General features: G+C 52.2%; 20 protein-coding genes. 10 read left to right on the top strand and 10 right to left on the bottom strand.

Features of this window, described 5'->3' with window-relative positions; genetic code table 11:
- Positions 1–16: 16 nt before the first annotated feature.
- From AC4IE8_RS14670 to AC4IE8_RS14645, 6 genes are all read left to right on the top strand, one after another.
- Positions 17–1720, top strand: a complete 1704-nt coding sequence (locus AC4IE8_RS14670; protein ID WP_490791335.1) for a nickel-dependent hydrogenase large subunit — start codon at positions 17–19, stop codon at positions 1718–1720.
- 16 nt (positions 1721–1736) lie between these two features.
- A complete protein-coding gene (locus AC4IE8_RS14665; protein WP_490791334.1) occupies positions 1737–2297 on the top strand; it encodes a HyaD/HybD family hydrogenase maturation endopeptidase in 561 nt (186 codons plus the stop codon).
- Positions 2298–2318: 21 nt separating this feature from the next.
- Positions 2319–2591, top strand: a complete 273-nt coding sequence (locus tag AC4IE8_RS14660; protein ID WP_068989003.1) for a HypC/HybG/HupF family hydrogenase formation chaperone — start codon at positions 2319–2321, stop codon at positions 2589–2591.
- 20 nt (positions 2592–2611) lie between these two features.
- Entirely contained in the window at positions 2612–3202 is a 591-nt protein-coding gene (hybE, locus tag AC4IE8_RS14655) for a [NiFe]-hydrogenase assembly chaperone HybE (protein WP_068989005.1), read from the top strand.
- A 656-nt stretch (positions 3203–3858) separates the two neighbouring features.
- The gene (locus AC4IE8_RS14650) at positions 3859–4716 is read left to right on the top strand and encodes an HDOD domain-containing protein (RefSeq protein ID WP_068991531.1); all 858 of its coding nucleotides are present in this window, start codon (positions 3859–3861) and stop codon (positions 4714–4716) included.
- An 85-nt stretch (positions 4717–4801) separates the two neighbouring features.
- Positions 4802–5692, top strand: a complete 891-nt coding sequence (locus AC4IE8_RS14645; RefSeq protein WP_490791333.1) for an MBL fold metallo-hydrolase — start codon at positions 4802–4804, stop codon at positions 5690–5692.
- A 590-nt stretch (positions 5693–6282) separates the two neighbouring features.
- Here AC4IE8_RS14645 and AC4IE8_RS14640 read toward each other — a convergent pair.
- Positions 6283–6816: a hypothetical protein gene (locus AC4IE8_RS14640; protein ID WP_068989013.1), complete on the bottom strand. Its 534-nt coding sequence runs from the start codon at positions 6814–6816 to the stop codon at positions 6283–6285.
- Between the two features lie 194 nt (positions 6817–7010).
- On the opposite strand from AC4IE8_RS14640, the gene AC4IE8_RS14635 reads away from it, so the two are divergent.
- Together AC4IE8_RS14635 and AC4IE8_RS14630 are read left to right on the top strand one after the other, a co-directional pair.
- Positions 7011–7760 (top strand): MipA/OmpV family protein, encoded by a 750-nt coding sequence (locus tag AC4IE8_RS14635; RefSeq protein WP_068989014.1) that lies wholly within the window; start codon positions 7011–7013, stop codon positions 7758–7760.
- Between the two features lie 54 nt (positions 7761–7814).
- Complete coding sequence (locus AC4IE8_RS14630; RefSeq protein ID WP_068989016.1) at positions 7815–8681, top strand: CPBP family intramembrane glutamic endopeptidase; 867 nt, start codon at positions 7815–7817, stop codon at positions 8679–8681.
- Here the strand turns inward: AC4IE8_RS14630 and AC4IE8_RS14625 are convergent.
- The 5 genes from AC4IE8_RS14625 to grxC form a co-directional block, all read right to left on the bottom strand.
- Entirely contained in the window at positions 8635–9657 is a 1023-nt protein-coding gene (locus AC4IE8_RS14625) for a helix-turn-helix transcriptional regulator (protein WP_068989020.1), read from the bottom strand. The genes AC4IE8_RS14630 and AC4IE8_RS14625 overlap by 47 nt on opposite strands.
- Positions 9658–9659: 2 nt before the next feature.
- On the bottom strand, positions 9660–10031 hold the full coding sequence (locus AC4IE8_RS14620; RefSeq protein WP_068989022.1) for a hypothetical protein: 372 nt from the start codon (positions 10029–10031) through the stop codon (positions 9660–9662).
- Between the two features lie 51 nt (positions 10032–10082).
- The gene (locus AC4IE8_RS14615; RefSeq protein WP_068989024.1) at positions 10083–10721 is read right to left on the bottom strand and encodes a dioxygenase family protein; all 639 of its coding nucleotides are present in this window, start codon (positions 10719–10721) and stop codon (positions 10083–10085) included.
- 207 nt (positions 10722–10928) lie between these two features.
- The gene (locus AC4IE8_RS14610) at positions 10929–11522 is read right to left on the bottom strand and encodes a pyridoxamine 5'-phosphate oxidase family protein (protein WP_068989025.1); all 594 of its coding nucleotides are present in this window, start codon (positions 11520–11522) and stop codon (positions 10929–10931) included.
- A gap of 219 nt (positions 11523–11741) precedes the next feature.
- Positions 11742–12008, bottom strand: coding sequence for a glutaredoxin 3 (gene grxC / locus AC4IE8_RS14605; RefSeq protein ID WP_068989026.1), 267 nt, complete (start codon positions 12006–12008; stop codon positions 11742–11744).
- A gap of 180 nt (positions 12009–12188) precedes the next feature.
- On the opposite strand from grxC, the gene AC4IE8_RS14600 reads away from it, so the two are divergent.
- Entirely contained in the window at positions 12189–13994 is a 1806-nt protein-coding gene (locus tag AC4IE8_RS14600; protein WP_490791332.1) for a sigma 54-interacting transcriptional regulator, read from the top strand.
- A 60-nt stretch (positions 13995–14054) separates the two neighbouring features.
- Here the strand turns inward: AC4IE8_RS14600 and AC4IE8_RS14595 are convergent, their stop codons facing one another.
- From AC4IE8_RS14595 to AC4IE8_RS14585, 3 genes are all read right to left on the bottom strand, one after another.
- Entirely contained in the window at positions 14055–15152 is a 1098-nt protein-coding gene (locus AC4IE8_RS14595) for a mechanosensitive ion channel family protein (protein WP_083225983.1), read from the bottom strand.
- Positions 15153–15381: 229 nt separating this feature from the next.
- Positions 15382–16392: an AAA family ATPase gene (locus AC4IE8_RS14590; protein WP_490791350.1), complete on the bottom strand. Its 1011-nt coding sequence runs from the start codon at positions 16390–16392 to the stop codon at positions 15382–15384.
- Positions 16393–16398: 6 nt separating this feature from the next.
- Entirely contained in the window at positions 16399–16845 is a 447-nt protein-coding gene (locus tag AC4IE8_RS14585; protein WP_490791331.1) for a hypothetical protein, read from the bottom strand.
- Positions 16846–16884: 39 nt separating this feature from the next.
- Between AC4IE8_RS14585 and AC4IE8_RS14580 the strand changes: the two genes are divergently transcribed.
- Entirely contained in the window at positions 16885–17058 is a 174-nt protein-coding gene (locus AC4IE8_RS14580) for a hypothetical protein (protein ID WP_490791330.1), read from the top strand.
- Here the strand turns inward: AC4IE8_RS14580 and AC4IE8_RS14575 are convergent.
- Positions 17055–19532, bottom strand: a complete 2478-nt coding sequence (locus AC4IE8_RS14575) for an EAL domain-containing protein (RefSeq protein WP_490791329.1) — start codon at positions 19530–19532, stop codon at positions 17055–17057. The two genes, AC4IE8_RS14580 and AC4IE8_RS14575, sit on opposite strands and share 4 nt — an antisense overlap.
- Positions 19533–20142: the final 610 nt, after the last annotated feature.

The raw sequence follows: 20142 nt of genomic DNA, 5'->3' as shown, positions 1-20142 counted from the left end.
ATTAGGAGATTTGATTGTGACAACACGTATTACTGTCGACCCGATAACCCGTATCGAAGGTCATCTGCGTATCGATGTGGAAGTGGATGATGGCAAGGTCAGTAAGGCCTGGTCATCCGGTCAGATGTGGCGCGGCATAGAGAAGATTCTGGTGGGGCGCGATCCGCGCGAGGCCTGGACCTACACGCAAAGGTTCTGTGGCGTATGCACCACGGTGCATGCGATCACCTCAGTACGGGCGGTTGAAAACGCCCTCGATCTGGAAGTGCCGGTGAATGCTCAGTTGATCCGCAATATCATTCAGACCGCTCACGCGATTCAGGATCACATCGTCCACTTCTACCACCTCTCGGCGGTGGATTGGGTGGATGTGGTCTCGGCGCTGGATGCAGACCCGGTGGCCACCGCCAAGCTGGCGGAGAGCCTCTCTGACTGGCCGCTCAACGGTCCCCATGAGATGAAGGCGGTGCAGGAGCGGCTGAAGACCTTCGTCGGCAGCGGTCAGCTCGGCCCCTTTGCCAGTGGTTATTGGGGACATCCGGCGATGAAGCTGCCGCCTGAAGTGAATCTGTTGGCGGTGGCCCACTATCTGCAGGCCCTGGATGTGCAGAACAACGCCAACAAGATCGTCGCCATTCTCGGCGGCAAGAGTCCGCATATCCAGAATGTGGCGGTGGGTGGTGTGAGTAACTCCATCAGCCATGATGCCCCATCGGTGCTCAATATCGAGCGTCTGATGTTGATCAAAGGCTTCATCGACAAGCTGGAGCATTTCGTTAAGTCGACCTACCTGGTGGATGTGCCGGCAGTGGGCGCCTTCTACCTGGACTGGGCTGGTGTCGGCGGTGGCGTCAACAACTACCTGACGGTGCCCGACTGTCCACAGGATGCCAAAGGCACGATCTTCGATCTGCCCGGAGGCTATATCGAAAACGGTGACATCAACAGCCTGAAACCGATCACCACCTTCGGTGATGCCTATTTCCGTGACGGTGTGGCGGAGTCCTCCAAGCATGCCTGGTATAGCGGCGGCGATGCCCTGCATCCCTGGGTGGGCGAAACCGAGCCGGAGTACACCGACTTCCAGGATGAAGGTAAATACTCCTGGGTCAAGGCGCCCACCTTCTACGGCAAGCGGGCCGAAGTTGGCCCTCTGGCCGATGTGCTGGTGGGTGTGGCGAGTGGTCATGCGGGTTATACCCAGTATCTCGATCAGGCGATGGGCACCCTCAAGGCGGTCTCCCAGAATCCGGACATTCCCCTCTCCGCCGTCAACTCCACCATCGGCCGTCATGCTGCCCGGGCAGTACGCTGTGCCGTGATGATCGACGTGTTGAATGATCAGTGGCAGAAGCTGGTGGACAATATCGGTACCGGCGACCTGGATACCTTCAACGCCCCGGTATTTCCAAAAGGTGAGGTCAAGGGTGTCGGTTTCCACCAGGCGCCTCGCGGTACCCTCTCCCACTGGGTGGTGATTGAGGACGCCAAGATCAAGAACTACCAGGCGGTGGTGCCCAGTACCTGGAATGCGGGCCCAAGGGATGCCAACGACGAGATCGGTCCTTACGAATCCTCGTTGATGGACAACCCGGTTGCCGATCCTGAGAAGCCGCTGGAAGTGTTGCGTACCGTTCACTCCTTCGATCCCTGTATCGCCTGTGCGATCCACATGGTGGATACGGAGCAGAAAGAGATCGTGCGGGTCAAGGCGCTTTAAGATCGGGAGTCGGATGATGACTGAGCTAGAAAAAGAGCAGATCCTGGTGATCGGCATGGGCAATGTACTGATGCAGGATGAAGGGATCGGTGTGCGGGCGGTTGAAGAGCTGGTGCAGCACTACCAGATACCGGAAAGTGTCGAAGTGGTCGATGGTGGCACCACCGGCATGGAGCTGTTCGAACCGATGCGCAAGGCGCGCTATCTGATCATTGCCGATGCGGTCAATACCGGTGCTGCGCCCGGTAGTCTGGTACGCATCGCGGATGAAGAGATTCCCGCCTTTTTTCAGACCAAACTTTCCAACCACCAACTGGGGGTCTCCGATCTGCTGGCATTGCTGGCGCTGAAAGGTGAGACCCCTGAGCGGGTATCGATCATCGGTATGGTGCCCCACTCACTGGAAAACAAGCTGGGCCTGACGGCAGAGGCAGAACAGGGCTTAAGCGGTATGGTCAGCATGCTGGTTGAAGAGCTGTCGAGCCTGGGTATTCAGTTAGCCCCCAAAAGCAGCGTAGCCAGCGGCCATTGGCGGAGAGAGGCCGAGTATGAGCAGGCTGCCGGGCTTGCCGGTTAGATAGAGAGCAGGAAACGAAATATGTGCATAGGTATACCGGCTCAAGTGATTGAGGATGGCGACTTCGTGGCCCGCTGCCGCACCCGGAATGGGGAAGAGCAGATCAACATGATGCTGATCGGTCCCCAACCGGCCGGTACCTGGCTGCTGACTTTTCTCGGTTCCGCCAGGGATGTGATCAGTGAGCAGGATGCCCGTCATATCGATCAGGCATTGGATGGTCTGAGTGCGATCATGAGTAACGATCAGGATATCGATGTGGACCACTACTTCCCCGACCTGGGGAAAGCCTGAACCAATTTTCAGGAGAGACTATGCAAGACCTATCCAGTATGACCCAGCAGATTGAGACTGTTTTCAAACGCATTGAGCGGGAGCAGATGCAGGATATTCCTATTCTCAATCCTGCTTTACAGGTGGAGACGATTGGATTTCAGGTGTATCAGGGGCGTCTGATTGGTGTCCTGATTACGCCCTGGATGATGAACCTGATGCTGTTTCCGGCTGAGGGTGAAGATTGGAGTGAGCTGAAGTTGGGCGATAAGCAGTACCATCGCCTGCCAGCCAATGAGTACCGCTTCATGGTCAATGAGATTGACCAGATCGGTCTCTGCCAGACCCATCCAATCTATTCCCCGATGCATGAGTTCATGAATCAGGAGCATGCGATGGCGGCTGCCGAGAGCTTCATGAAAACCCTGATGATTGAAGTCGAGGAGCCTGAGACGGATCCCCATGATGAAGCCCTGTTGGGTCGTATTCTGCGGGGTGAAGAGAGTGTGGAAGTGGAGATGGATGGCTTTGCCCTGGCTGAAGCCAAGTGCAAACAACAGAGTGGAGAGGAGTTGTCCGCTGAGCCTGTTCATCTCTCCAGACGGGCGTTTCTTGGTGGCAGAGACAGTTAAAGAATTCTGAATGTTCCTACCTACAGTGAAGGCCAGAATCGTGGCGTCATCATCGCTGGGATTGTGGTCAGCGACATCGATCAACATGCTCCATTTTTTAAATGCTACTCTCGAAATATATACTGCAGAGTCGCTGGCTTTCGCTGAATCATGGGGCAAGCCGGAAGCTTACCCACCTGGCACAATCAACCCAGTCTACCGGGTTGTTGGTTATGCAAGTTGGAAATAACTCCAACCTAGAGATCGATTACTCTCTACTGCGAAGCGGTAGTGTTGCCTTTTAGGTATCCTCTCACTGCAGTTTGTCAAACAGCTAGAGAGAGTAGCTCCCCTCTCCCCTTGCGGGAGAGGGGTCGGGGGAGAGGGGGAGTATCCACAGCACTCTCAACAGCACACAATCCACATCAGAAGGATTAATGAGTGAATGCGTCTTACGCTTTCAGTTGCATCAATCGCTTGATGATCACCCTCTCCCATCAAGGGAGAGGGGCTATTACGTCAATAGGGCAGGATGTCTCTCTATAATATTCTATAGACCAGCGGGTTTATCTCTTATCCGTTACCGGCCTTCGCTTGACGCCGATGGCAAAGGCGGTAGAGTTAAACAACAACCCACGGATTCAGATTAAGTCTCTTACATGGGGGATATCAGGCTCATGGCGATTGATGCGACAGAAGTACCCGACCTGGTCGAACGGATGCCTGCGTTTCCCCAGGGGGTAACCAAGGTGCTCGACCTGGCCTCCCGTCCCGATTGTGCCCCCAAGGCTTTGGTTCAGGTCATCGAGCACGATCCGGTGATGACCATGAAAGTGCTGAAACTGGTCAATTCCGCCTACTTCGGTCTGTCACGCCCGATCAACTCAATCAACCATGGTGTGGTTTATGTGGGGATCAACACCATCAAGAATCTGGCCCTGTCGATTGCCGCCATAGGCATGCTGCCCAAGAGTAACAAGGCAGGGTTGGATATGAATCAGTTTCTCGCCCATTCGCTGGGTGTGGCTTCGGTGGCCAAGTTGCTCGCGACACACCTGGGGGTGCCGGATAAAGATGCCACGGATTTCTTTGTGGCCGGATTGCTACACGATTTTGGTAAAGTCGTGCTGGCACAGTTCAAACCCGAAGAGTTCCGTCACTGCCTGGATCAAGCCGCTGAGCAAGAACGCAGTTTGCATGAGGTAGAGCTGGAGAGCCATGGGATCAGTCACGATGAGATTGGCGGACGCCTGGCTGAGGCTTGGAAATTGCCCACAGCATTGGCGCACGCCATTCATCATCACCATCACCCGGAACATGGGGCTGAGGATGGCGGTGATGGTATGTGCGAAGCGGTATTTGCCGCCAACCAGATCGTACGTTCATTGGGCTTTGGTGATGCCGGCAATCCACTGATTGCGGAATTTCCTCCCTTGGTATCTGAGCGATTTGGCAATGATCTATCGGGTCTGATGTCGGTACTGGGAGATCTCAGTGGAGAAATGGAAAAGGCCCGATTGTTCACACAGCTTTAAATTATGGATTCTGGTGTTTGCATGTTGTTAGGTTTTGAGTTGGTGCAAGGCCTCTGTTTTTTATCAGCAGGAAAGGATAAGCAAAGTGCATTTTAAATTTTGGGGTGTGCGTGGGTCGATTCCAGCACCCGGACCCAAGACCGTTCATTATGGGGGCAATACCACCTGTATCGAGGTGCGTGGCGAGAATAACGAACTGCTGATTCTGGATGGTGGAACCGGTATTTTTCCTCTGGGTCAGAGTCTGGTCCCAGAGTTTCCTCTCAAGGTTCATATCTTTATCACTCATACCCACTGGGATCATATTCAAGGTCTGCCAATGTTTTTACCTATTTTCGTTCCGGGAAACGAGGTCACTATTCACGGCGCTGCCGACCCTATTACCCAGCGGGATATCGGTGAGGTGTTGGCCAGACAGATGGAATATGCCTATTTTCCGGTACGTGAGGCCGAACTCAACGCCAGCATGAGCTATCTGAACATTCAAGAGGGTCAGAGCGTACAGGTCGGTGGGGTCAATGTTCGTAGCATGTTGTTAAACCATCCGGTACTCAATTTCGGATATCGTCTGGAATGTGAGGGCAAGGTGTTTGTCTTTACCGGTGACCATGAGTGGCCATACAACATTTATAACAAAGATGATCCGGACTACCCCGATTACCAGCAGATGGTGGATGAGCAACGGATCAGAGTAGTCGAGTTTTTTCGTAATGCCGATGTTCTGGTGATCGATACGGCCTACACCGATGCCGAGTATCCCAGTCGCAAAGGCTGGGGGCATGGCACCTTTGCCTCCAGTATCGAGGCAGCACGGGAAGCGGGGGTGAAGCGGGTATTCCTTACCCATCACGAACCAACCCGCAGCGATGCGGATCTGGAGGCGGCATTCGCTGAAGCCAGAAAGAGTCATGATGTGGGAAGAGAAAGGGATCCTCAGTTTGAATTAGCGCGAGAGGGGGTGATGGTAGAGATCTGAGAGATTTTCTCAGCCAACAGTAAATATCGTGTCGATGTCAGACCAGACCAACAGATAGTTTCGCCTTCCGCACAGGGAGCGGAAAAAAAAGCCACAACTGCCCACCCCCTCCTACAAACTGTGGCCTCGGATCAACTGCGAGGTAGTCATCGACAAGACATTGATTCTTCTCAAGTCCGGGGTTTGATCACCAGAGCCCTGAGGGCAGTGATGGTTTGCGGTAGTTAACCTGTATGCTCCTTTCCTGACTGCCGCCATCTAGCCTGTATACTTAAGAATAAGGGCTTACATCAACTCTCAGATTGTTTTAGCTGGAATGATCTCTGGCATGATCGGCATCGAAGGGGTTAAGTGATTGATAAATTATACAAATAAACTCGCTTTTTTTTGCTTTCTGGGTGTGCTCTTTTCAAGTCTGACAACGACTTTCGCTGATGCGGATCTCTCATCCGAGATGGCGAGCCCGGCCACGGCAAAACCTCTACCGATGTTGCCCAGTCTGCCAGCCAGCTGGTTTGCTCCAATGTTGGTTTTGTTGGCAGAGGCTACTGATCCGGGCTTTGGCCCTAGTCCAGGTCGTGTGGCTTCGATCACAGCGCGCGTGGCAGGCGGTGTTGCTGCTCGTGCTGTGGCTTTGGCTGCGGTTCGGCCCTGCACATCTTTAGGGTCCAGCTGGGATACGGCTGCATTGTATCCGTTGCGAGCCCGTTCGGCGCCAATGCCTTCACTCGCAGCCAAGGTTGAAAGACCCTGCAGGCCGACTTCGGCTTGATCAGTCCACTGTTGTCGTTTGGTGCTGGAACATGACCGGCCAACTGAGTTGCTGTCGTTGGTGCGGTGCTTAACTGCTCTGCCTTTGTGGGAGCGCTACTGAGCAGATCTGCAGTGGTTGGTGACAGGCTAAGGGAGTCTGCAGTCGTTGGGCTGTTTGCCAGATTGGAGCCTGTGGTGTTGTGGCAGGAGGTCTTGGAATCTTCCAAAGAGTTTCCGATACCGGAAACTCCGGAATTCAATCCGCCGATACTCTCTGATGTGCTGCTGTCAGATCCCCCGCCCATGCCACTATCAACACCAATACCAGAACCGCCAGAAGTTCCGCCAATACCACCTGCTGAATCTGCCATGATCGGGTCTCCACAAAACGATCTTAAGGATTTTTATCCTAGCTGTTAATCCATATGGTGGTGTATTGGAGCTATCCCTAGCTAGGGTTATTCCCAGCGCGCCAGTTTTTTTCATCTGTTCGGGTTTTTACAATTTTTATCCTGAGTGCGGATTTATGCTTTTTCCATGATCTGAATATTTAAGGAGAAAAGTCATGTTGCAAAATCCGAAAATTCACTTGGCTCTGATGGGCCTCTTCTCTCTGTCCATGAGTGTTTCGCTTGCCGCAGAACAGCGTGTGCAATTTGGCGTGGTGGCCTCGGCCAATAGTAGTTTTTATGAGGATGTCGGCCAGGATTACTATTTGCTGCCGCTTCTGCTGGTGGATTATGACCGTTTCTATCTGCAGGGAATCGATGCCGGCTATCGCTTCTTTGAGGGGGAGACTCAGAGTTTGGCATTGGAGGTTCGTCGTACCTTCGATGGTTATGAGAGCGACGATAGTGATGCGCTGGAGGGCATGCGGGACCGGGATCAGGCCTGGGAGGCTGGGCTGGTCTATGAGGTGAATCTGCTGGGCGGACAGGCCAAGGCCAAGCTGCTGCATGATATTTCCAATACACATGATGGATTCACAGGTCGGGTTGAGTATGAGCGTTCGTTACTGACCGGCAGTACCTATATGGTTAACTGGTTTGGCGGATCGGAATACTGGAGCCGTAAGAAGACCGACTACTACTTCGGCGTGACAGCGGAAGAGGCGACTTCAGTGCGGCCAGTCTATACGGCGGATGAGAGCTACAACCTGTTTGCCGGTGTCAACGCCGTGAAACGATTCAATGATCGATACTCGCTGATTGCCAGTGCTGAATACCAATGGATGACGGATGAGATCAATGACAGTCCCTTAACCACCAGGCAGGATCAGTGGACTCTCTACGCTGGTATCTTTTATGAGTTTTAACCCGGCTTCTCAGTTTTTTCTGGTGATCCGATTTTTGATAGAGAGGATGTGGCAATGAGTGAAAGATTTAACTACCAAGCGAAAAAATACTTTCTGACCGTGTTTGCAGCTACCGGAATCTTCTGGAGCGTTGGAGCTGTTATGAGCTTCCATCCTGATTGGGTTGATTACTATATGCTGCCCATGCTGCTTGGCTTAATGGTGCCGGCCATTGTGGCTGTGGTGTTGATATGGGAGCAGCAAGAGGATGACTTGCGTAGGGATTTCAAATGTCGTCTGTTCAGTCTCAGTCTGATCAGGCCTGGGGTGTTTCTTCTCTCACTGATGTTGATGCCGCTCTCTGTGCTGTTGTCGATTGTTATCTCGCTAGGAATTGGTGGCTCTGTCGATCAGTTTCAGGTCTCAGAGGCCTTTTCGTTCAACAGCGGTTTTGTACCGGTAATGTTGTTGCTGTTTCTGGCCGCCCTGTTTGAGGAGTTGGGATGGCGGGGTTATGGATTTGAGAGTCTTGAGAAAGGGCGAAGCTTTTTTTCGGCTTCCCTGCTATTCGGCCTGCTCTGGTCTGCCTGGCACCTGCCGCTGTTGTGGGTGAATGAATCGTATCAGTATGAGATCTATCAGATTAGCCCCTGGTATGCGGCTAATTTCTATCTGAGTACTGCGGTATTGGGTGTGATCATAAGCTGGGTCTGTCATATCAATCAACGCAGTATCCTGGTGGCGATCCTGTTTCATTTTGTCGTCAACCTATCACAGGAGATGCTGAGTATGACGCAACAGACGAAGAGTATTCAGACAGTTGTTCTGATTCTCTTTGCTCTGGTGATTATCCGTAATCAATGGTCGCTGTTCATGCGTAAGCGAGAGTCGGAGATCACCAGTACCAGAGATATTGACTCTGTTGGTCAAAATTGGTCTTAAGGTATTGGCCGGGTGTCATACCGGTATAACGTTTGAAATCCTTGATGAAATGAGCCTGATCAAAATAACCGCTGCGATAGGCCAGTTCAGTCAGGTTGATGGACTGGCCTTTCGATAGGGTATGCCAAAGCTGTTGATGGGTTTGCTGGAATCTCAGGTTGCTTTGGATTTGTTTGAAAGACATGCCATAGACTTCTGCATAGCGCTTTTGCAGCCAGCGTTCGCTCTTTTGGTAATATTGCGCCTGTTCGGACAGGCTCTGCTGCAGGCTGGGAAGCGGTGGTATAAAACCCTTGGTAGCAGTGGCCTGATGACTAATGCTGTTTGATGGTGAGATGTTGTGAATTTCGAGGCGTTGGTTGCTGATCTGCTGCCACAGGTGTTGAAGGAGGTAGCGCTCAACGATTTCGATCAATGCCTGACCGGTATCGGCGGCTTCCATCTCCTCCAGCATTAGACTGCTGGTGGGTTGACCTAAAAGATCGGCCAGTTGCAGGTCCTCTTCGTCGAGTTCTCTGGGAGCAGTTTGAAAGAGTTCATAGAAGGTTATCGGATAGAGATCTACCTTTAGATTCTTGATCGGCCTTGATTGTTTGTCACTGGCGAGTTGATAGATATCGAACCATTGTCCCAGGCCTAGTTTGATGTAGGTCCGTTTTGCAATTTCGTAGCCTGATGCCGGTTTGTTAGTGGCTGAGGCTGGTTTTTCAAGCTGGGCAAACCCGTGCCCCTGGCCACGTATTTCACTCAGTCCACCATAAAACTCGAAGTAGAGTTGGGTCATCACAGTGGGGTAGGCTCGGGTGATCAGTTTGGCATCCTGCTCGTACAGGCAGCCTATGGAATAGGTGTAACAGGCGATATACCGGTTTAACAGCGGATGAGTAGGGCTGGCTGATCCATAATCGACCCAAGAGCGATGTTGCTTCTGTTCGGCAAGTAACTTCAGGCGTTCAATGTCTTCACTGGCAGGCATGGCTACATAAAGGCATAGATCAGGAATGCGCCAAATGCTGCGGCTAACAGGCCACCAATCCGGCCATAAGTTTTTGCAATGGAAAGTGCCCAGGACATCAAGCCACGGAAGCCATTGCGGCCAATTACTGTTAACACGACGGCTGCAATAACCGAGAGCCAGCCGAGGACTTCGATGATTAATGGAAATTTCGATTGTGAGGACTGGCTGATCAGGAATATTCCCAGGATCAGCCTGACAGTAACGGCCAAGATGTGAAGCCCTGGCTCTTCCTGTTTGTCTTTTAAATAGCTTAAAACGATTCCCGGACTGGTCAGGATAATCAGACCAGCAATCAGTATCAGAGCCCCGAATAAGATTATTACTGAAATCATCGTGCGATCACTTAAGTTTAGTATTGGCTGAGAAAACCAGGTTAACAGGCTCTAGCTAAATCCATCCATCAACACAAAATCAAACTTTGCTGACAATTTTACTATACCATTGTCAGTGGGGCGAAACTCCGCCAGCACCATCGGGCGAAGTATGCTGGGAATGCGTTGAAACAGAAAATCTTCACTGTTTTGCGCTTCTCCCTCGACATAGATCTGAGTGACAAAGGGCCTCATACCATCACGGAAAACTGCAGCATGGATATGCGGTGTGCGACCCGGGTAGGGTACAGGCCGGATGGTGCGAAAACGGTAGCGCCCCTGGTCGTCCGTTATGTTTCTACCAAACCCCTGAAAATTACGGTCCATGGGTGTTGAGTGGTCATCTTCACTGTGCCGGTAGCGGCCGTTGACGTCGCACTGCCAGATTTCAACCACAACGCCGCTCAGTGGATTGCCGTTGATATCGATTACCTTGCCATAGAGCTCGGCGATGCTGCCTTTGGCAATCCCCTTCACGCCGGAGATTTGCGTCAGGTCGTTATCATCGTCGAGCATGGGAAGGTCCGGGTAGAATGGGCCGGCTGACTGACGGGGGGTTAATAGCTGCTTGGCGTAGGCAGGTAGGCTAAGCAGGCCGGCACTGCCGCCCAGTATCAGATTGCGACGACGTTTATTGATGTGCTCTGACATGGTTGTCTCACTATCAGGGTGTTAAGCGACTGAATTTGGTTTATCTACGGCTTTCGATTTGAGTTGTAAAACAAGAAAAGAAAAGCCCTGGGGGGAATTTTGATAGGCCAGTGACTGGCGATTCCCATCCTTGCCTCAATTATGGCTTGTTGGACATATTTATCTTTAATATGATCCATGTGTTTGCCATCCTCTTGAACTGCCGGATTAAATTATTGGTTTATAGAGTGGTGTTTGCTTCGTATCCGTGTTGTTTGTCAGTGTGCGGATCTCATCCACAGTATAGCGGGGAGTGATATGGCGTGGGCAGTTCCAGTCAAAAGCCTTGACCTTTAAGGTAACCAGTCGTTCTGTTTGGCCTTTGTAATCGGGATTCTCCAGCTGTTCACGCAATACGTGATCCTCATCGGCTTCCAGGATCGAGGCTTCTGCCCAGATTTTCAGGCGCTGCTGGTTTGGGTAATTCATTAAAATCAGTGAGACTTTACGATTGGCTTCGATGTTACCGGTAGAGATGTACTGCCCATTGCCGCGAAAATCTGCATAGCCCAAAGTGAGTTCGTCGATAACTTTCAGAAAACCGGGTTCACCCCCTCGAAACTGTACGTAGGGCCAGCCGTTTTCTCCGATGGAAGCCATATAGAAACTGTCACGGGACTGAATGAATAGCGCCTCTCTGGCCGTCAGTTGAAAACGGTCCCCTGACGCTTCCATGCGCTCATAAGTCTTGCGGGTACCGTAACGTGACTGGGCTTTTTTCACGCTCTCTGTGAATGCGTATTGTGTGAAGTTCTTGTTCATGTTGAATCTTCCTGTGTGTTACAGACCCAAGGTTGTACCCCCCCCTTTGCTGTAGGGGCTGTTTACACCGCTGGGTGCAAAAACGGTCCCAACCCCGAATGGTGGTGACTTAGCCAGTATTTGGTGGGGCATGGCCCCACCCTACACTCTGGATTCGACAGTAGGGTGGGGCCATGCCCCACCCAACGATCCTCAATACAGAGCAGGGGGTTGTCAGTCTCAATAGTGGGTGTCGTTAGCGCTCTTTTTCGCTTTGATCTCAGAGAGATCCAGCTTTGAGAGCTCATCGAATCCACCAATAGCGATGTCGTCGATGAAGATCTGCGGCACCGTGCGTCGGCCAGATCGCTCCACCATCTCAACCAGGCGTGCCTGGTCCGATGAGACATCGATCTCTTCATAATCGAGACCTTTGGCCTGTAGCAGGGACTTGGCCCGGTTGCACCAGGGGCATTGGTTGGTTGAGTAGATTTCGATATGGTTCATGATCTCTCTCCTTAAAAACTTTTTTTGGGTGATTGCTCGTTTCAGTGAAGGGTACAGCGCAAACGGCATGCCAGACTATTAATCCATAAAAAACAATCGGTTATAAAATCCTGGCAACCACAAAAACTTGTGTTCCTCAAAAACTTGAGCTTTACTCCTTAAAAATTTGAGGTGAAATCGATGGTCGATGAACTGTTTGAGCAGGCGCCAACCCTGCTGGCTCTGGTGGATCGGGATCTGACCTGTCGCAATCTGAGCCTCGGTTGGCGTGTCCGGCTTGGACTGGCCGCAACTGACGCTGCAGTGAGCCTCTCCCTGGCGGATCTGTTCCTACTGGAAGCGATGCCAGAGTTTGAGGGGCGGTTGAAGCAACTGCTGCAAGGCAGTCAGTCGTTGCAGGATCTACCAGTCTGTCTGTTAGGTGGGGATAAGGTGACAGACGGTTTTCTCTCGGCCTGGTGCATCGATGCCGAATCGCTTGTTCTGGCGGCGACCTGCAGTACTCATCTGAACCAGGCCCTGGAGGAGCTGCGCCAGCTGCGTACCATGCATGAGCTGATTCTCAACGCGGCGGGAGAGGGGATCTACGGTCTCGATGTCAATGGTCTGGGTACCTTTGGTAACGCCGCTACCACAGAGATACTCGGCTGGCGGCCCGAGGATGTGATCGGCAAACGCTCCCACGACATCCATCACCACTCCCACTTGGACGGCTCGCCCTATCCCCAGGCCGAGTGTCCGATCTATGCCGCATTGCAGGATGGTGAGGTACACCGGGTCGATGATGAGGTGTTCTGGCATGCAGATGGGTCGCCGGTACCGGTTGAGTACACCAGTACGCCGATCGTTAAAGAGGAGAAGATTCAAGGCGCGGTAGTCGTGTTCCGGGATATCTCGGAACGTAAGGAGAATGAGCGTCAACGGGATGCGGCTTTTGAAGAGATCAAACAGCTTAAGGAACAGTTGGAGCAGGAGCGGGACTATCTGCGGGACGAGATAAAGAGTGAATCGGACTATGGTGAAATCATCGGTGCCAGTGAGGCGTTGAAACGCACCATGGCACAGATAGCAGCAGTGGCGGCAACACCTGCCAATGTGCTGATTCTGGGTGAGTCGGGGGTTGGTAAAGAGATAGTGGCCCGGGCGATCCACGAGCGAAGTGAGAGGGCGGGCAAGCCGCTGATCAAGGTTAACTGCGCCTCCATCCCCAAGGCGTTATTCGAAAGCGAGTTCTTCGGTCATGTCAAAGGGGCGTTTACCGGTGCTCACCGCGACCGCATCGGGCGTCTGCAACTGGCCCAGGGTGGCACCCTGTTTCTTGATGAAGTGGGAGAGATTCCACTGCATCAGCAGGGTAAGCTGCTGCGCGCTCTGCAGGAAAGGGAGTTTGAACGGGTTGGAGACGATCGGACAGTCAAGGTCGATGTTCGGGTGGTGGCTGCAACAAACCGGAACCTGATGAACGAGATGAAGCGGGGTAGCTTCAGGGAAGACCTCTACTACAGGCTGGGTGTCTTTCCCATTACGGTGCCGCCGTTGCGTGAGCGCAGAGAGGATATCGCTCCTCTGGCTGACCACTTTCTTGAGCGAACCTGCCATGAGCTGGGACGCGATCCCATGCGATTGTCGAAACAGCAGGTGAAGCAGCTATCGGCGCATCCGTGGCCAGGCAATATTCGGGAGCTGAAAAATGTCATTGAACGGTCGGTGATCCTGAGTACAGGCAATCGTGCCCGTCTCGATCTGGCACTTAGCGTCAATAGTGACCCTGCTGCAGTGGCGATGTCCGTACAGAGCGTGGAGGATGAAAGCGGTTTTCTGACCGATGCGGAAATGCGTGCCAGGGAGAAGCAGAACATTATCGCGGTATTGCACCATGCTGATGGACGTGTATGGGGCCCTGAGGGTGCCGCCGATCTATTGGGGGTTAAACCATCGACTTTGGCCTACAGGATGAAAGTGCTCGGACTGAGTAAGACAGGTTAGTTTCAGATCAGAGGATAATCTGGGTACTCCTTTACAGGTTCTGTCCTGTTCAGCTAAAACTCAGGTTTGCTGGTTAACCACGCTGTGCGTCATGGGTGTCGCCAGAGCGATGCTATGCCTTTCCGCCGTCTGCCAGATGATCTCCCGGAAAAACTGCCGAATCTTGATCAGATTGCGAACATCCTTGGTGTAGTAGTAGATTGACCATTCAATTGCATGATCACCGGTATCGTTGACTCGAATCTCTAGCTCATACTGTTTCTCAATACCGATGTCGGCACTCTTCTTCACTTCCTCGTAGGCCTCTTCAAACATCTCCCGTACTTTAGCGGCATCCACATCGTAGCCGATCTTGAAGCCCATCTTTTCACGCAGGCCTTTTGCGGATGCGAATTTCGACAGATTGTGAATCGTGTAGTCACGGAACTTGGCATTCTTCAACATGATACGGTGGTTGTTGACCATATTGAGGATCTCTGTGTGGAACATTTTGGTCTTGTAGACCACGCCGATATAGGGTGTGCCTTCGGTGATCTCTACCACATCACCCTCCTCAGCCATGCCGCTGTTGAGGATGATCAGGCCACTGAAAATATCCGGTGCCCAGGCATTGTGGGTCAATGCCAGGAAAACGCCAATGAAACCAATCACGCCCCCGGCCTCCAGCAGGCCGCTAAAGCCGAGAATCTGTACTACCGAAATCAAAACAATGATGAAGATGAAGATGCCTGATAACAGGGTCATCAGGCGGCTGTTGTAGGTTTCGACACTCTTTTTAACGCCATTGACCTCTCTGGTTTTGCCGAATTTACGCCGTGCAATGTAACCAATGATGTGAGCGGAGAGGTAGCCCAAATAGATCACCACGAAGACAGAGACCAGCTTCAGTCCAATACCCCTGTCACCAGTTGGCAGATAGAGGTGGTAGTAGCCAAAGGAGAGAATGATGAGCAGGTTCAGGGCACGGATGACATGCACCCGGTTGAGGTTGCGGTTGGCGCTCACATTATCGTGATAGATCAGCTCCAGTATCCGTCTGGCAAATATCATCAACAGGATATTGACAGCGATGACGATAAAGTCCAGCGCGCCCAGACGTGTGAATATGTCGGCATGGTCTCCGATCAAGCCTCTAAACAGCTCCGCTATTGCTTCCATAATCAAGTCCTGGGTACATGATGTTTGTAGTGTTCTGTTAGGTAAAACAATCTAACATGCGGGTGGTTCTCTGTAGAATATAGAAATAGAGCGTAACTTAGGGCCTGTTAACACTAATCCAATTGGCCCTGTTGTCCCTGAAAAAGCGCCAATTGGATTAGTGTTAACAGGCCCTAGCAGCATAGTAGCCAGATCCGAGTTGTGTAATCTATAGTACCTCCTGCTTTGTTTAAGCGTTCACTGTTCGAGTTGAGGCCCAGTTACGTAAATAGCTGATCTTCTCCGCCATCAACACAGAGAGTGGTCTGGTCTGCTTGATCTCATTGAGAATGTGTGCCGTATCCAGGGACTGCTTGGATGCGTGGGAGGAGTAGAGTGCGGAGACGATTGCTTGCTCTATCTCTGCGCCGGAGAAACCCTCACTTGCTTCCGTCAATTTGTCTAAATTGAATCGCTGAGGCTCCAGGTCCCGCATGCTGAGGTGGATGTGAAAGATCGCTTCACGTACTTCCTGGTCTGGAAGATCTACAAAGAAAATCTCATCGAATCTGCCTTTTCGAAGTAGCTCAGGCGGTAGCCTCTCGATGTCATTGGCAGTGGCTACCAGAAAGACGCGGGAGCTCCGCTCAGCCATCCAGGTCAGTAGGGTGCCGATGATTCGTGTTGAAGGCCCTCCGTCAACATCAGTGGATAGGCCCTTCTCAATTTCATCGATCCACAGTACGCAGGGCGACATCGATTCCGCTGTCTTGAGCGATTCCCGCAGATTGCGTTCGGTTTCCCCGTAATACTTGTTGTAGAGTGCGGCGAAATCCAGGCGCAGCAGGGGAAGGTGCCAGCTTCCGGCTACCGATTTTGCGGCTAAGCTCTTACCACCACCCTGGACGCCCAATAGTAGTGTTCCTTTGGGAAGATCGAGGCCGCGTGGTGGTTGTTCAGCGATAAAGATGGAGCGGCGCTGCTCTAGCCAGCGTTTTAAATTTTTCAAACCAGCCACTTGACTGAATTTAGCGCTATCGAGTTCAAGAGAGAGCACTCCGGTGTCGTCGAGCAGACGATACTTTGTTCTGGCCAGGTCATCCAGGTCTGTCTCGGTGAGCATGCCGTCATCGTAGATAGCGTTACGTATGAGGCGTTTGGCATCCCTCTGGCTGAGGCCGGAGAGATTGCTCAACATCGGTTCTATCACTTCCCGCCGTACTTCCACATTACGATTGTTATGCCGCCCCCACTCTCTGATCTCTGACTACAGCAGATGATTCAAGGTGCTTTTGTCCGGTAGTGAAAGCTCGAACCTGGTCGATAGTGAACGCAGTTCGTCAGGAATCTCGGCATCGTGACTGACCAATACAAGGGTTTGCAGTGGATTACCCAGCGCAATCTCTTTGAGTTGGCGCAGAGTCAGTGGATCGTCAAGCCAGTGATGGATATCCATCAACATATAGATCGCGGGTGGAGTCCGACCGGCCAGTTCAGCCAGGATTCGTGAAGGCTCTTTGATCGCTAAGTGGATGGTTTGATTGGTATGCAGGTTGGTCAAGCCACTGGCCACGGTCCAACGGTGGAGTTGTCTGCCCAAATGGATTGAGAGTCGTTCGAACAGGGTTTCAACCTGCTTTTCATCATCGCTTTCGATGAAGAGTATGGATGTGCCCGATCTGATGATGAGTTCGAGGTCTTGTAGGTCGCTCATTCCCTTAGCTGTTTATCTCTATTCAAATGTTAGCCGATAATGAGTGACAATCTATCGGTTAAGCGGCGTCTGTTCAACTCCATGAACTCTCGAACCGGACTGTCCGTGCGTTACAGGCAGAAAAGAGCCCGCATCAGCGGGCATTTTTCTATCGGCATTGTGTCGAGCGGCGGGCATCCGGCATTCAATGCCTGGTCCTGGGGGGCGGCTTAACGGCCGTAGTTAGAGAAGTGGTGATGAAAGGTTCTACTGCCTTCCATCAGCATCTGTTCGAATACCTCACCGGGAACCGGTGGGCTGTAGAGATATCCCTGGCCCTCCTGGCACCCCATCTTTTGCAGCAGTGACTGCTGTGCCATCGTCTCGATGCCCTCGGCGGTTATCCTCAATCCCAGGTTTTTGCCAAGAGAAATAATCGCCTGTGTAATCGCAACCGCATCGCTGTCATGAGGCATGTCGCGGATGAAGGAGCGGTCGATCTTAAGCTTATCGATCGGTAGTTGCTTCAAATAGGAGAGGGAGGAGTAGCCGGTGCCGAAATCGTCGATGGCGATCGATACACCGAGCTTCTTGAAAACGTCCAGTACTGGCACGGAGTTCTTCATTTGCCCCATGAAGATGCCCTCGGTGACCTCAAGTTGCAGCATATCCGGTGGGCAGCCCGACTCGGCTATGATCTGTTCGAATCGCAGGATCAGATCGGTCTGCATGATCTGTCGGACGGACAGATTGATCGCCATGCGCCCCTGGAAAATACCCTGTTTGTAGAGGTAACGGGTTTGCTGGCAGGCCTCGTTCAAAACCCAGTTGCCAATCTCATGGATCAGGCCCGACTCCTCGGCCAGCGGGATGAAGCGGGCCGGAGGAATGATGCCCAAGCGTGGATGGTGCCAGCGTAGCAGCGCTTCGGCGCCGGTCATCTCACCATTTTTCAGTGAGATTTGCGGCTGATAGTAGAGCAGCAGCTGATCCTCTTTGAGGGCGCTGCGAAGCTCGGTCTCCAAAAGCAGTCGCTCGAACGCGCTGCGTGTCAGTTCAGAGGTATAGTATCGGTAATTGTTGCGCCCCTGCTCTTTGGCCTGATACATAGCGGCATCGGCGTTCTTGGTCAGGTCGGCCACATCCTTGCCATCTTCAGGAAAGATGCTGATGCCGATGCTGGCAGTGACATGCAGTTCGCGGCTGGCGATCTTGAACGGGGCCTTGAACTTGTCCTGAATCTTGGCCGCTACCACAGCTGCCTGGCTGGGATCTTCCAGATTCTCCACCAACACGGTAAATTCATCACCACCCAGTCGGGCCGCAGTATCATCATCCCGTAAAATGTTCTGTAACCGTTTGGCGACCTCTTTGAGCAACTCGTCACCCATGGCATGGCCGAGGCTGTCATTGATGTTCTTGAATCGATCCAGATCCAGAAACAGCACCGCGAGTTGTCTCTTCTGGCGTTTGGCCTGTGCCAGGGCGTGCTCCAGTCTGTCCTCGAACAGCAACCGGTTTGGCAGATTGGTGAGTGAGTCGTGATGAGCCAGATGTTCGAGCTGACTCTGGGTCTGCTTCAGGCTGGTAATGTCGGAGAAGACCATCACATAGTGGAGCGCCTCTCCCTGCTGGTCACGAACACAACTGATGGTCATCCAGACCGGATATATCTCACCGTTCTTGCGCTGGTTCCACAGTTCACCGCGCCAGGAGCCGGTGGATCTCACGTTATCCCAGAGTTCGCTGAGAAATTCCGGGCTGTGTTTAGTTGAAATCAACGACCTTGGATGGTTGCCGATAATCTCAGCTTGGGTATAGCCGGTGATCTCGGAGAATGCGGGATTGGCCGATTCAATGGTCCCGTCGATATCGGTGATCAGGACCGCTTCCATAGTGTGTTCGATGATTTGTGCGGCCTGCTGCAGCTTGGCGTCCGACTCCTTGCGGTTGGTTATATCGGTAAATACCAGCTGTATGGCTGGTGCTCCTTCATATTCAACCGGACTGATGAACACCTCAGTCTGTATGGTATTCCCATCCGCACGTTTTAGGGTGGTTTGCCGTGGTTGATCGTCCTGTTCTGCATTGGTTTTGCTGGATCGGAAACTCAGCAATGTAGAGGGGGATTCGAGGAACAGCTGATCTGCCGGTCTATTGATCAGGGGTTGATTTAGTGAGGCTGCCAATGCCTGATTGGCTGCCTCGTTTAGAAAAACGATCCTATCATTCTGCAGTAGAAGTATTGGAGTCGGGGAGTGGTCCACCAGTTGACGGTAACGGTTTTCACTGCGACGTAGGGCCTGTTTTGTCTTTTCCGCCTCGCGACGTACCGCAGCCTCTTTCAGTTCCCGGACAACAGCGGGTACCAGGCGGGCCAGATTGTTGAGGTTGATGTAGTCATTCGCGCCTGCTTTAAGCAGTGAGGCCACCTTCTCCTCGCCAATACTGTCAGAGACCAGAATAAGCGGGATATCCAGTTGTCGGTCGCTCAGAAGTTTCAATGCATCTTTGGGATTGAAGCCGGGGTTGTCGGTGTTGGAGAGAATAAGATCCCATTCACCCTGATCCAATGCCTGTGTCAATGCCTCACGGGTTCCGATGCGCCGGGTCAGGACATTGAGATCCTTGCGACGGAGGGCCTGGCATATAAATCCATATATGCGTTCGGATCCTTCAATGATGAGGATCCGGAGTTGTCCTGGCATTGACGTTCCCTGATACATTGCTTCAAATAAATCTACGGCTACTCTATTGTCGGCCTCTACCGGCATGCTGACTTCCAAAGCACGCCTGGAGAGGAGTTGTAACCCCCGATCCCTGGCTAAGCCCTATCCTCGAGTCTTCTGCTGGGTAACTCGCTGGACAGAGCTTAATACTACCATGTTTAGTTAGTAAGGCATCCATTGCCCTAGGGGTATGCTGTGAGTATAAACGCATTGATTCTTCAATGTGGTGAATTCGGGATGAGATTTGGGATATGTTTCGGTGTAAGGTAGGGATTTGCCGACAAATTAACAATTTCAGGACTTTAAGGGAGATCTGAGCAAGCTCTGAAATGGTTGATTTGTGCTGCCAGGGTTGGTTTTAATCCATTTTTAAGAAACTAAACCTCGACGCCAGCGAGGTGATTTTGTTGCACTGCGAGCTATCCATGGTGCCTTGTTGCCGCCAGTTTTTTAACGCTTGCTGTCTCTGAGAGACCCATTGACATCATCAATCCTCAAAACTGAAGCCCATGGGGTGGAACGTGAACCCTATGGCTTGGTGTTTGGGTCCGGCTGATCGTCCGCTTGTTTGCCGCGTGGCCCACTAGGC

The sequence above is a fragment of the Candidatus Thiodiazotropha sp. AKAK2 genome, from assembly GCF_058244685.1.
Note: the sequence above shows the minus strand (reverse complement) of the source record. Positions and strands in the feature narration are given on the sequence as shown.

What these genes read in the sequence shown, in the direction of transcription:
- AC4IE8_RS14665 (WP_490791334.1), top strand. Translation starts at nt 1,737, where the DNA reads ATGACTGAGCTAGAAAAAGAGCAGATCCTGGTGATCGGCATGGGCAAT.
- AC4IE8_RS14660 (WP_068989003.1), top strand. Translation starts at nt 2,319, where the DNA reads ATGTGCATAGGTATACCGGCTCAAGTGATTGAGGATGGCGACTTCGTG.
- hybE (WP_068989005.1), top strand. Translation starts at nt 2,612, where the DNA reads ATGCAAGACCTATCCAGTATGACCCAGCAGATTGAGACTGTTTTCAAA.
- AC4IE8_RS14650 (WP_068991531.1), top strand. Translation starts at nt 3,859, where the DNA reads ATGGCGATTGATGCGACAGAAGTACCCGACCTGGTCGAACGGATGCCT.
- AC4IE8_RS14640 (WP_068989013.1), bottom strand. Translation starts at nt 6,816, where the DNA reads ATGGCAGATTCAGCAGGTGGTATTGGCGGAACTTCTGGCGGTTCTGGT.
- AC4IE8_RS14635 (WP_068989014.1), top strand. Translation starts at nt 7,011, where the DNA reads ATGTTGCAAAATCCGAAAATTCACTTGGCTCTGATGGGCCTCTTCTCT.
- AC4IE8_RS14630 (WP_068989016.1), top strand. Translation starts at nt 7,815, where the DNA reads ATGAGTGAAAGATTTAACTACCAAGCGAAAAAATACTTTCTGACCGTG.
- AC4IE8_RS14625 (WP_068989020.1), bottom strand. Translation starts at nt 9,657, where the DNA reads ATGCCTGCCAGTGAAGACATTGAACGCCTGAAGTTACTTGCCGAACAG.
- AC4IE8_RS14620 (WP_068989022.1), bottom strand. Translation starts at nt 10,031, where the DNA reads ATGATTTCAGTAATAATCTTATTCGGGGCTCTGATACTGATTGCTGGT.
- AC4IE8_RS14615 (WP_068989024.1), bottom strand. Translation starts at nt 10,721, where the DNA reads ATGTCAGAGCACATCAATAAACGTCGTCGCAATCTGATACTGGGCGGC.
- AC4IE8_RS14610 (WP_068989025.1), bottom strand. Translation starts at nt 11,522, where the DNA reads ATGAACAAGAACTTCACACAATACGCATTCACAGAGAGCGTGAAAAAA.
- grxC (WP_068989026.1), bottom strand. Translation starts at nt 12,008, where the DNA reads ATGAACCATATCGAAATCTACTCAACCAACCAATGCCCCTGGTGCAAC.
- AC4IE8_RS14600 (WP_490791332.1), top strand. Translation starts at nt 12,189, where the DNA reads ATGGTCGATGAACTGTTTGAGCAGGCGCCAACCCTGCTGGCTCTGGTG.
- AC4IE8_RS14595 (WP_083225983.1), bottom strand. Translation starts at nt 15,152, where the DNA reads ATGGAAGCAATAGCGGAGCTGTTTAGAGGCTTGATCGGAGACCATGCC.
- AC4IE8_RS14585 (WP_490791331.1), bottom strand. Translation starts at nt 16,845, where the DNA reads ATGAGCGACCTACAAGACCTCGAACTCATCATCAGATCGGGCACATCC.
- AC4IE8_RS14580 (WP_490791330.1), top strand. Translation starts at nt 16,885, where the DNA reads ATGAGTGACAATCTATCGGTTAAGCGGCGTCTGTTCAACTCCATGAAC.
- AC4IE8_RS14575 (WP_490791329.1), bottom strand. Translation starts at nt 19,532, where the DNA reads ATGCCAGGACAACTCCGGATCCTCATCATTGAAGGATCCGAACGCATA.